The sequence below is a fragment of the Stackebrandtia soli genome, from assembly GCF_965137155.1.
Classification (GTDB): Bacteria; Actinomycetota; Actinomycetes; order Mycobacteriales; family Micromonosporaceae; genus Stackebrandtia; species Stackebrandtia soli.
Genome location: NZ_CBCRZX010000052.1, coordinates 19001 through 30436, shown reverse-complemented (window position 1 = coordinate 30436; position 11436 = coordinate 19001). Strand labels below are relative to the sequence as shown.

The window sequence follows — 11436 nt, the reverse complement described above, 5'->3', positions numbered from 1 at the left end:
GTCATGGGCGGCGGTGTGGCCATCGGGGGCGGGGCCATCGGCGCGGGCGGCTGTTGCTGGTAGTTGGGGGCCGCTGGTCCACCGGACGTGGGTGCCGAGGGGCCCGTCTGCGGCCGCAACACGGTGGTGTTGTCGTCGTCCTGCTCGCCGTGCGATGGCGGCGGGGAGGGGGGTTCACCCGGCGACGCCGACGGGTTGTTCTGCTCGGACGTCATTGCGCCTCCTGCTGAGCCGACGTGCTCCTGCCGCACGTGGCGTGTCTGATGCCTGCTGGTCCGGCTACACGTTACTGGGTTGATGCACGAAGCTGCGAACGCCCAGCGGATTGACTGACCTGAATCGGCCGGGTGTGCGAGGTATGTCGGGTTGTGGGGCAACAAAAAACCGGTGACCGGCGGCTGTTCAGCCGCGGTCACCGGTGGGTGGGGCGTCCTCGGGGGGACTTGGACGCCTCACCGGGGGTGAAGTCTTGTTGTCCCGCATGGCATTACCACATGCGGTTCGAGAACAAGAGCATTTCGGCGCGGGCGGCCTCGGCTGGGTTGTCCAGCTCGCGGCGCGTCATGGCGCGGTGGGCCAGCATCTCGGAACGGCGCTGGCGGTAGTTGCGGAACTTGTCGAGGGTGCTCATGGTGCTCATTTCTTGGGACGTTGTTGTGATTCCCTTTGATTAAACAGGAAATACCCACGAAATGCCATCGATTTTAAGGTGAACGCGCTCACGTGACGTCGATTACTTGGAATCGTTATGCATCGATCTTTATATTCGTGGGCGTGCCGGGCGTCTCCACGCCCGCGAATCGGACCGTTTCGGCTTCCGCGCCGCCGACGGACCATACCGCGCGGCACCGACTGCCGCCAGCGAAAAACCGCCCCCACCGGTAACGGTGGAGGCGGTTCGCCTGTGAATCGAAGGGTGGAACTCGTCCCGTCGGTTCGGTTCGTGCGAGGCGTTGCCGTGAAGGTCAGTCGGTCAGTCGGAGAAACCCCAGCTCACCGGTGATTCTGGGCTTGATCACGACCGGTGGAACCGGCCGAGACGCCGTCGCCGTCGCCGAGTCGTGGGACAACCTCCCTAACCCCACGCGAGCATCGACGCGCCGGGATCGGCGAGGAACCGGCCGACATCGGCCAGGAACCGCGAGCCGAGCTCACCGTCGACGATGCGGTGGTCGAACGACAGGCTCAACGTCGTGACCTTGCGCGGAACCACCTGACCCTCGTGCACCCACGGCATGTCCTTCACCGCGCCGAAGCACAGGATCGCGGACTCGCCCGGCGGCAGGATCGGTGTACCGGTGTCCACACCGAACACACCGACGTTCGTGATCGTGATCGTGCCGCCGCTCATGTCCTGAGGAGGCGTCTTGCCCTCCCTGGCCACCGCCGCCAGCTCCGTCAGCGCCGCCGCCAGTTCCGGCAGCGACAGTTCCTCGGCGCTCTTGACGTTCGGAACGATCAGGCCGCGCGGCGTCGCCGCCGCGATGCCCAGATTCACGTAGTGCTTGACGACGATCTCGGCCGCCGCCGCGTCCCACGAGGAGTTGATCATCGGGTGCCGCTTCGCCGCGAGAATGACGGCCTTCGCCACCAACAGCAGCGGCGACACCTTCACGCCCTCGAACTCCGGCATGGCCTTCAGGCGCTTGACCGTCGTCATCATCTCGGTGACGTCCAAGGTCAGGAACTCGGTGACGTGCGGCGCCGTGAAGGCACTCGCCACCATGTTCTCCGCGGTGAACTTGCGGACGCCCTTGATCGGGATCCGTTCCTCGCGCTGCGTCGGCGTCGACTTCGCGACGGCCGAACCGTTCGACGCCGCCTCGACGGAGGCGTGGACGTCGTCACGGGTGATCGACCCGGACGGGCCCGTGCCCTGGATGGTCGTCAGATCGACGCCCAGGTCCTTGGCGAGCTTGCGGACCGGCGGCTTCGCCAGCGCCACGAGAGAGGCCGCCGACGCCACGGGAGTCGGCGCGGGAGCCACGGGTTTCGGCGCGACCGGGGCCGGGGCGGGCGGAGGCGGGGCCACCACTTCGCGGGCCGGGCCCGCACTCGCGACCGGGGCGCCCTTGCGGGGGCGCCGCTTCCCCGAGACGGCCTTCGGGCCGTACCCGACGAGGACCGCCGTGCGTCCGTCGGCCGTCGTCTCGCCGATGACCGTGCCGCCGTCGCCCGCAGGCGGCGCGGCCGCCTCCGGTTCGCCACCCGGATCGGTGTCGAAGGTGATCAACGGCTGCCCGACGTCGACGGTCTCGCCCTCCTTGTGGTGCAGGGTCGTGACCTCACCGACGTACGGCGACGGGATCTCCGTCAGCGCCTTGGCCGTCTCGACCTCGACGATCGGCTGGTTCAGCGTCACGGTGTCGCCCGGCTGGACCAGCCACTTGATGATCTCGGCGTCGACAAGTCCCTCCGCCAGGTCGGGCAGATTGAATTGCTGATACTTCGGCATCCGCGTCCCCTAGTAAGTGAAGGTCCGGTCGACCGCGTCGAGGACGCGGTCCAAATCGGGCAGATATTCCTCTTCCAGCCGCGCGGCCGGGTACGGGGTGTCGTAGCCGGTCACCCGCAGGACGGGGGACTCGAGCGAGTAGAAGCAGTCCTGGGTGATCCGGGCCGCGATCTCGGCGCCGATTCCGACGTTCGACGGCGCCTCGTGGACGACGACCGCCCGGCCCGTCTTGCGGACCGACGCGTACACCGGTTCGAGATCGAGCGGCGACAGCGTGCGCAGGTTGATGACCTCCAGCGAACGGCCGTCATCGGCCGCCGCCGTCGCCGCGTCGTGCGCGACCTTCGTCATCGAACCCCACGCGATCACGGTCGCGTCGGCGCCCTCGCGCTCGACTCGGGACTCGAAGAGCGGGTACGCGTCCTCCAGCGAACCGGACGTGTCGACCTCGCCCTTCTCCTGATACCGGCGCAGCGGCTCGAAGAAGATGACCGGGTCGTCCGAGGCGATCGCCTGCTGGATCATCCAGTAAGCGTCGTCGGAGTTCGAGGCCGAGACGACCTTCAGACCCGCCGTGTGGGCGAAGTACGCCTCCGGCGACTCCGAGTGGTGCTCGACCGCGCCGATGCCACCGCCGCAAGGAATCCGCACGACGATCGGCAGCGGGACGGTGCCCTGCGACCGGTAGTGCATCTTCGCCAGCTGACAGACGATCTGGTCGAACGCGGGATAGACGAAACCGTTGAACTGGATCTCGCACACCGGGCGCCAACCGCGAATCGCCATACCGATCGCGGTACCGATGATGCCGGACTCGGCCAGCGGCGTGTCGATGACGCGGTTCTCGCCGAAGTCCTTCTGAAGACCGTCGCTGACGCGGAAGACGCCGCCGAGCTTGCCGACGTCCTCACCCATCAACAGGACCTTGGGGTCGTTCTCCATGGCTTTACGAAGCCCGGCGCCGATCGCGCCGCCGATACGGAGGGTCTCGCTCATCAGTGGTCACTCCCCTCGAAGGACGCGTGGTAGGTGTTGAACTCGGCGCGCTCGGAGTCGACGAGCGTCGATCCCTCGGCGTAGACGTGGTCGAAGATCGCGCTGGGCTGCGGGTCGGGCATCGCGATGACCCGTTCACGCAGGTCGAGGGCGTGCTTGTCCGCCTCGGCGTCGATTCCGTCGAAGAAGTCGCCGTCCGCGAGGCCTTCGTTCTTGAGGAAGGTGCGCAGCCGCGCGATCGGGTCGCGGGTCTTCCACTCCTCGACCTCACCCGAGTCGCGGTAGCGCGTCGGGTCGTCGGTCGTGGTGTGAGCGCCCATCCGGTACGTGAACGCCTCGATGAAGGCGGGGCCGTTGCCTTCGCGGGCGTTGTCGACGGCGGCCTTGGTGACCGCGTACGTCGCGAGCACGTCGTTTCCGTCGACGCGCACGCCGGGGAAACCGAAGCCGTCGGCGCGCTTGTACAGCGGCGCCTTCGCCTGCCGGATGACCGGCTCGGAGATCGCGTACTGGTTGTTCTGGCAGAAGAACACGACGGGGGCGTTGTAGACGCTCGCCCACACGAAGGACTCGTTGACGTCGCCCTGGCTCGACGCGCCGTCACCGAAGTAGGCGATGACGGCCTCGCCGTCGTCGCCGCCGACCTTGCCGTCCATCGTCACGCCCATGGCGTAGCCCGTGGCGTGCAGGGCCTGAGCGCCGATGACGATCGTGTACATCTGGAACTTGTACTTGCGGGAGTCCCAGCCGCCGAGGTCGACACCGCGGAACAACCCGAAGGGCATGATCGGGTCGATGCCGCGCGTCCACAACACGCCGTGCTCCCGGTAGGTCGGAAAGACCATGTCCTGCGGCGCCAAGGCGCGGCCGGAGCCGATCTGCGCGGCTTCCTGGCCGAGCAGGCTCGCCCAGATGCCGAGCTGGCCCTGCCTCTGGAGGGCCGTGCCCTCGGAGTCGAGCCGCCGCACGATCGTCATGTCGCGGTACAGGTTGCGGTAGTCGTCGTCCGACAGGTCGATGTCGTAGTCGGGGTGCGACACGCGCTCGCCGTCCGCCGTCAGCAGCTGCACCATCTCGGTGTCGCCGGACGGCGGCGCGGTCTTCTTGCGCCGCGCCGGCGCCTTCTTCTTCGGACCAGTACGGTGCTGATCGCCGTTGACCATCTACGTCCTCCCAGTTCAGGTGTGCGGAAGCCCGGGGTGGCCGGTCTTGCGCGATGGCCGGTTCATTAGGGGTGCCCCCAGCATTCCAGAACCTGAGATCAGCCACACGTCGTGATCATCATTTTCACCCAATGAACGCGAATTCTCACTACCGGTAACATCTACGGCGGCCTCGTCGTCGGCATCGCGGACGCCCCGTTCAACCCGCGATCCTCCCCGATGGCGAGCCGAACCCCGGCGGCGTGAGACAGACCAGCGCGCCGTCCAGTGTCGACGCCGACTTCGCGGCCGTCGGTGGGAGATCGGACGAGGATGGGACGCGTGAACCACGCCGAGGACGTCGGCGATGGCAACAGTGGATGGTGGGCGCGGCACGCCGTGATCATCGCCGCGATGGCGGTCACGACTTCGGCCGCGACGGCGCTCGCGGCAGTCGGAGGCATGTCGGCCATCGCGGTGACGAATGGCCTGCCATCACAGGTGATCCCGACCGGGCGGCCTCCACAGCCTCCGGTCGTCGTGCCCGAGCCGATCGATCCGCCCGACCCTCCACAAGCGGAGGCCGACGATCCGGAATCCACTGTGCCCGACCCTCGTCCGACTCCGCCGGACGCCGCGCCGCTGGCGCCGACGTTCACGATGACGCAGTCGCCGGAACAGCGCCAGACGGAGTCCGGCCGTCGCTTCGTCACCCACTTCGGTGAGCCCGATCGGTCCGAATGCGACGAACGCACGTGGACGTGGTCGTCGGAGTGACGGGCGGCCGCCGTCGCGCGGTGTGCCGAGTCGACAAGTCGCGGAACGTCGACATCGCAGCGTTGCGTGTGGTGAACATCACGGGATCGTAGTTCTCGAAAGGATGAATCTCGCCGGATGCAATTCCTGCAACCGTAACTTGCACATGCGGATTTCGTTGAACCCCTTGAGAACGCCGTTATCGCGGCGAGAAGGTGGGGTCGAAAGATCATGGATCGTTTCTCAAGTACGTTGCTGTCGGCCGCCTCCGAGGCCGGTATCGCGACGATCACGCTCAGCCGTCACGTGCCCAATCTGCGGCGAAATGTCCGAAGTGACGAGTCGGTCGTCCTGCTCGCCCATTGCGTCCTGCCGGACGGTCGGCTGTCCGGGGATCACCTCATGTTGCTCACGGGCTCGAGGCTCGTCGTGACGAGACAGTCGAAGGTCCTCGGCAGGGTGCGGGCCGACATCGACATCGAACTGTCGGAGCTCGGTGAGGTCCGGTGGAATGCCGATCCGACGCTGCCCGGCGTCGAGCTGGCGTTTACGGCCCTGGGTCGTTGGTATCGCTATTGGATAGACACGCGCAACGACAAGCAGCTCTGGCGTCTCGACGCCAAGCTGGGAACCTTGTTCCGTAAGCGCCGTCGGACGGTCGCCGTCGCCTGAACCCGGCGACCGTCTACAGGGGCGCCGCTGGTGGCAGGAGCGGCGCCCCTCTTCGTATATCGATATCCGTACATCCAAGACTTGAAAAGTCTTCACATTTCCGTCACGGCTCGGTAATCTCCCATCAAGTTATTCGTGTCAATGTCTCGAATGGGAGACCGCCATGACTCACCCCCGAAGGCGGTGGACGGCCGGGCTCGGCGCGATCGTCATCGCCGCCGCGTCACTGACCCTCTCCGCAACATCCCCGGCACTGGCGGCCGACCGGCCCGAGGTCACCCCGCTGCCGGCGAACCTCGAAACGATCCGCGCCGCCGAAGCGACCTCTCTATACGGCAGCCCCGAGATCCGGCCGCTCGACGAGCGCGCGACCTCCATCGTCACGATGGGCGACAGCGAGATCTCCGGTGAGGGCGTCGGGAACTACGACCCCAACACCCACCGGGACGGCAACTGGTGCGACCGCTCGTACGATCAGGCCGCGTTCCGCACCGGCATCGACACCGACGTGCAGTACAACGTCGCCTGTTCGGGCGCGGCGAGTCCGCACCTGATCGAAGGCAACGGTCAAACCCAGTGGGACGAGCTGAACCAGGGTGACAACCTGGCGATCAAGGCCCGCAACACGAAGATCCGCATGGTGTGGGTCGTCATCGGCGCGAACGACTCCGGTGGCATCGAGTTCGGCCCGACCATGACGCAGTGCGTCACCAACCGTGTCCTGTTCCTCGGCACCTGCTGGGAGGACGAGACCGACAGCTGGGCCGCGCGGGTCGAGGTGAGCCGTGACGGCGTCGAGGCGTCGATCGCCGCGATCCGGCAGACCATGACCAACGCGGGTTACCTCGACTCGGACTATCAGTTCACCGTCATGTCGTACCCCAGCCCGATCAGCCCCGACGTGGAGGACAACCCGGACTTCCCGGGTTGGTACGCCGGTGGTTGCCTCGGTTACCTGGAGGACGCGGCGTTCGCGCGCAACAAGGCCGTTCCGCTGTTCGAGCGGGGTGTCCGAGCTGCGGCGCTCGACAGTGGAGTGCGCTACCTCGACGCGAGTCGCCTGTTCGACGGGCACGCCGTCTGCGACCAGAACACCTGGGCGCGTGGTCTGTACATCGAGGTCGGTGAGTTGCCGTCGGAGCACGCGTTCCGGCAGTCCTTCCACCCCAACGCCCGTGGCCACGGTGCCTTCGCGGCGTGCGTCACCGACTTCTTCAACAACCCGAGCTGGGCGACGGCCACCTGTGTGGACCCGGCCAGCACCAACGGCACCACCCTCTATCAGGGCCTCTTGGAGTTCAAGGACATCAAGAGCAATGACAGTGGACTGTGCGTCGACGCGAACGGCTACAACTCGCGCAACGACACGCCGCTGGAGGCGTACGGCTGTCACGGCGGCCGTAACCAGGGCTTCTGGTACGACAGTGCTCAACAGTCCCTCCACATCGAGCTGTCCCACGACCGTTGTGTGGACGCCACGAGCCTGACGGCGGGAGCGCCTGTCCTGCTGTGGGACTGCTACGGCGGCGCGAACCAGAACTTCCTGGTCGACGGTTCGCTCATTCGCACGGTGTCCAATCCGGACCTGTGCCTGTCCATGCCGACGAGTTCCGGCGGTGGATTGACGCTCGCCGCCTGCGGTGGCGCCGGCACGAGTCTCAGCCTGTCCACAAGGTCCTACACCAACCCGGTCGGCTACGGCTACAACGACTGGATCGGTTCCGACACATACTGATCATGCTCGATTGATCGGTTCCTCGCGGGCGCTTTCCACTGTGGGTAGTGGAGGGCGCCCGTCGTCGTGTCGTCGCTAGCTAATCGTGACCTGAAAGGTCTTCACATTACCGTCGGGTATCGGTAATCTCCGGTAATCATCATTGTCGATATCTCGACATAAGGAGATGTAGTGACCGCAACCCGAAAACGGCTTGCCGCAGGGCTTTCCGCCCTCGCGGTCGCCGTTGTGTCCGTAACGCTCACCGCGGCGGCCCCGGTATCCGCCTCCGAGGTCGTTCCATTGCCCGAGCATCTGGAGGCGATCCGCGCCGCTGAGGCGACGGAGCTTTACGGCAGCCCCGAGATCCGCCCGATGGCGGAGCGCTCCACGTCGATCATGACGATGGGCGACAGCCAGATTTCCGGCGAAGGCGTGGGCAACTACCTACCGGAGACCCACCAGGACGGCAACTGGTGCGACCGCTCGTATGACCAGGCGATCTTCCGCACCGGTATCGAGTCGGACGTGCAGTACAACATCGCCTGCTCCGGCGGGGTCAGCCAGAACCTGATCCGGGAGACCGGCGAAACCCAGTGGGACGAGCTGAACCAGGGCGACAACCTGGCGATCAAGGCCCGCAACACGAAACTGAAGTTGATCTGGATCGTCATTGGCGCCAACGACAAGGGCGGCATCGAATTCGGTCCGACCATGAGCGACTGCGTCAAGAACCGGATCCTGTTCAAGGGTCCCTGCTGGGAGGACGAGACCGACACCTGGGCGGCCCGCGTCCAGGTGGCGGGCCAAGGCGTCGGCAACGCGATCGACGGCGTCCGCCAGACGATGACCGACGCCGGGTACGTCAACAGCGACTACGAACTGGTCGTCATGGGGTACCCGACCCCCATCAACCCCGACGTCAAGGACAACCCGGACTTCCCGGGTTGGATCGGCGGCGGCTGCCTGATCTACAAGGAGGACCTCGCGTTCGCCCGGAACAAGGCCGTCCCGCTGTTCAACAACGCGATCCGGGACGCCGTGCTCGCCTCCGACGCGCGTTACCTCGACGCGAGCCGCCTGTTCGACGGCCACGGTGTCTGCGAGGACAACACGTGGGCGCGAGGGCTCTACATCGAGATCCCCGTCCTTCCATCGGAGCACGCGTTCCGGCAGTCGTTCCACCCCAACTTCCGTGGACACGGCGCCTTCGCGGCATGCGTGACCAGCCTGGTCAACACCGACTGGCAGGCGGCGACCTGTGTGGACCCGGCGAGCACCGGAAGCACGGTGCTGTACGAGGGTCTCCTCGAGTTCAAGGACATCAAGGGCGACGAGACGGGCTACTGCCTCGACGCGGAGGGCTACAGCTCGCGCAACGGTACGAAGCTGATGAGCTACGACTGCCACGGCGGCCGTAACCAGGGCTTCTGGTACTCGGCCGACCAGCAGACCCTCCACGTCGAACTGTCGCACGACCGTTGCGTCGACGCGACGAGCGGCACCGAGGGCGCGGACGTCACCGTCCACGACTGCCACGGCGGCACCAACCAGGACTTCATCCTCGACGGTTCCCTGATCCGTCTCGCGATGAACCCGGACCTGTGCCTGTCGATGTCGGCGGAGCACACCGGCGCGGCGCGCGTCGCGGTGTGCGGCACGGCGGGCACGTCCCTGTCGATGTCGAGCCGCGACTACGCCGACCCGGTCGGCTACGGCCACGACGACTGGATCCCCTCGGACCTCTAGAGAGCGGTCCCGTCCTCGGCGAAGTAATCGATGACGGGACGGCCTCTAGTAAAGAGGTATGACCACACCCTGGGCCCGTCGCCTCGTCTCATCCCATGCGAGGTGGCGGGCCTTCGCTTGCGGCCCTGCGGTTCGCGGAATCGGCGTCGGAGTGCGCCGCCCGCGGTCGGCCCGAGCCGCGACTAGCGCTCGGCGACCCAGCGGGGAAGTTCCAGTTCGGCCCGGCCAGTCACGGTGGCGTGGAAGCCGGGGTTCAGCGGCAGCGGATCGCGCGTCAGCGACACGCACATCGCCCCGGCCTCCCGCGCGACGCCGACGATGTTCGACGCGGGCGAGACCGCGCACGACGTCCCCACCGCCAACAACAGTTCGCAGCGGGACGCCTCTTCCCAAGCCCGTTCCAGCGCCGCGACGTCCAGTGATTCTCCGAAAAGGACGATCCCGGGGCGGGTCTGCGCTCCGCATTCACCGCACAACGGCACCGTCTCGCCCGTCCCCGAGAACGTCGCCCCCGTACCGCATTCGAGACAGCGCTGCTCGTGCGCGCTGCCGTGCAACTCGATCACGTCGCGCTGACCGGCGCGTTGGTGCAGACCGTCCACATTCTGTGTGACGACGGTGAGCGCCCCGTGCCGGGACTTGAGTGACGTCTCGGCGTTCGCGAGCGCGGTGTGCGCCGCGTTCGGTCCGGCGGCCGCGGCCCGGTGCGCGAGTCCTCCCCACAGCCGCCACACGGCACCGAGGTCGGTGTCGATGGTGGACGCCTCGGAGGCTCGCCTGGCCTCGTCGTCCGTCCAGGTGCCGCCGTCGCCCCGATAGGTCGGGAGTCCACTGGCGGTCGAGATTCCCGCGCCCGTGAACACCACGACCCGCGAGAACGTGCTCAATGGAGCCAACTCCGTGATCGAGACCTCGCCCATCGTCCTTCTCCCTGTCCTGAGCCCGTCGTCCTTGCTCGACGCCGCTCTCGACGCTCTCTTCGCGCCCAAGCCCGTCGGCGAACTCCCTCCCTCGACGATACGTCCCCGACGCCTCTCCGAAGTCAGGCGACGGCGTCATCGTCCTGTCCGGCCGAAATCGTCCATTGTTGATGGCGCATAGTCGCCATCACCTTGACGACACCCGAGAACACCGTTTACATTCGGACCCCTGTCGCTGCTCTCTCAGGGGGTTATGCCCTAGCTCATCGAGCGGCTGTGGCCCAGCGCGTCCGGCGTTGGGTCACGGTGTAAGTCAATTGTGGAGGATCTCGTGATCCGGTTCGATCTGGGGGCGGTCGGGGCCGGAGCCGTCGCGGCGCTGGTGGGCTTCGCCGCCGGTTACTGGCTCTTCCTCCTGCCCGCATACTGGCGTGGGGAACCGGCGGGGCGGGAACTTCGCGGTTTCGGGTGGTCTCGGGCGTCTCCCTTGCCTCAGGACGTTTACGACGCCAGCCACCGAGCACTGCCGACCATCGTGTTGTCGGCGTTCGCCTTCCTGCTCGCCTTCCTCTCTGCCGTGTGGGGAGAGGCGACCGGCTACGAGCTGAAGTACTCGCCGTGGTGGGTGAAAGCGTGGACCATCGGTTCGGTGTTCCTGCTCGCGGTTGTGTCACCACTGTGGTGGTACGGCGTTGTCTACCACAACAGGCCACGGTGGCTCGTCGCTCCGGCCTATCGGAATGAACCGGGCGTCGTCCAGGTGCGACGTCGCAACGGAGAACTGGCCGGGTATCGGCGACGTGCGCGGATCCGCGTCATGGTCATCCTGTTCCTGGCGCTGATACTCGTCGCCGCGATCGCGGCGAGAATGTGAGCCGCTTCGTCCGCTCGATTGCACCGGGATGGAACCGACTGTTCAGGTGATGATCATCCAAGGGGCCGTTCGTTAGCCTGGGGGTGTTCGCGTCGGCGGCGGACGTGCCCCGTGTTACCGAGCATTCAAAGGTTGTCGCCGCCATGAGATCGTTCGTC

General features: G+C 66.6%; 10 protein-coding genes and 1 pseudogene. 5 read left to right on the top strand and 6 right to left on the bottom strand.

Features of this window, described 5'->3' with window-relative positions; genetic code table 11:
• From ACM9NP_RS20985 to pdhA, 5 genes and pseudogenes are all read right to left on the bottom strand, one after another.
• A pseudogene (locus tag ACM9NP_RS20985) lies at window positions 1–215 on the bottom strand (hypothetical protein); the annotation flags it as partial.
• Between the two features lie 272 nt (window positions 216–487).
• Window positions 488–631 carry a hypothetical protein gene (locus ACM9NP_RS20980; protein ID WP_415648471.1) on the bottom strand — a complete coding sequence of 48 codons (144 nt, stop codon included), beginning with the start codon at window positions 629–631 and terminating at the stop codon, window positions 488–490.
• Between the two features lie 444 nt (window positions 632–1075).
• Window positions 1076–2455 (bottom strand): dihydrolipoamide acetyltransferase family protein, encoded by a 1380-nt coding sequence (locus ACM9NP_RS20975; RefSeq protein ID WP_415648470.1) that lies wholly within the window; start codon window positions 2453–2455, stop codon window positions 1076–1078.
• A 9-nt stretch (window positions 2456–2464) separates the two neighbouring features.
• Window positions 2465–3454: an alpha-ketoacid dehydrogenase subunit beta gene (locus tag ACM9NP_RS20970; RefSeq protein WP_415648473.1), complete on the bottom strand. Its 990-nt coding sequence runs from the start codon at window positions 3452–3454 to the stop codon at window positions 2465–2467.
• Complete coding sequence (gene pdhA, locus ACM9NP_RS20965; protein ID WP_415648469.1) at window positions 3451–4614, bottom strand: pyruvate dehydrogenase (acetyl-transferring) E1 component subunit alpha; 1164 nt, start codon at window positions 4612–4614, stop codon at window positions 3451–3453. The genes ACM9NP_RS20970 and pdhA overlap by 4 nt, the downstream gene beginning before the upstream one ends.
• Window positions 4615–4935: 321 nt before the next feature.
• Between pdhA and ACM9NP_RS20960 the strand changes: the two genes are divergently transcribed.
• The 4 genes from ACM9NP_RS20960 (at window position 4936) to ACM9NP_RS20945 (ending at window position 9484) form a co-directional block, all read left to right on the top strand.
• Window positions 4936–5370, top strand: coding sequence for a hypothetical protein (locus ACM9NP_RS20960; protein WP_415648468.1), 435 nt, complete (start codon window positions 4936–4938; stop codon window positions 5368–5370).
• Window positions 5371–5580: 210 nt separating this feature from the next.
• Complete coding sequence (locus tag ACM9NP_RS20955; protein ID WP_415648467.1) at window positions 5581–6021, top strand: hypothetical protein; 441 nt, start codon at window positions 5581–5583, stop codon at window positions 6019–6021.
• A 163-nt stretch (window positions 6022–6184) separates the two neighbouring features.
• On the top strand, window positions 6185–7756 hold the full coding sequence (locus ACM9NP_RS20950) for a ricin-type beta-trefoil lectin domain protein (protein ID WP_415648466.1): 1572 nt from the start codon (window positions 6185–6187) through the stop codon (window positions 7754–7756).
• Between the two features lie 171 nt (window positions 7757–7927).
• Window positions 7928–9484 carry a ricin-type beta-trefoil lectin domain protein gene (locus ACM9NP_RS20945; RefSeq protein ID WP_415648465.1) on the top strand — a complete coding sequence of 519 codons (1557 nt, stop codon included), beginning with the start codon at window positions 7928–7930 and terminating at the stop codon, window positions 9482–9484.
• Between the two features lie 182 nt (window positions 9485–9666).
• Here ACM9NP_RS20945 and ACM9NP_RS20940 read toward each other — a convergent pair whose 3' ends face one another.
• Window positions 9667–10404: an SIR2 family NAD-dependent protein deacylase gene (locus ACM9NP_RS20940; protein WP_415648464.1), complete on the bottom strand. Its 738-nt coding sequence runs from the start codon at window positions 10402–10404 to the stop codon at window positions 9667–9669.
• Between the two features lie 331 nt (window positions 10405–10735).
• Between ACM9NP_RS20940 and ACM9NP_RS20935 the strand changes: the two genes are divergently transcribed.
• Window positions 10736–11278, top strand: coding sequence for a hypothetical protein (locus ACM9NP_RS20935; RefSeq protein ID WP_415648463.1), 543 nt, complete (start codon window positions 10736–10738; stop codon window positions 11276–11278).
• Window positions 11279–11436 lie beyond the last annotated feature (158 nt).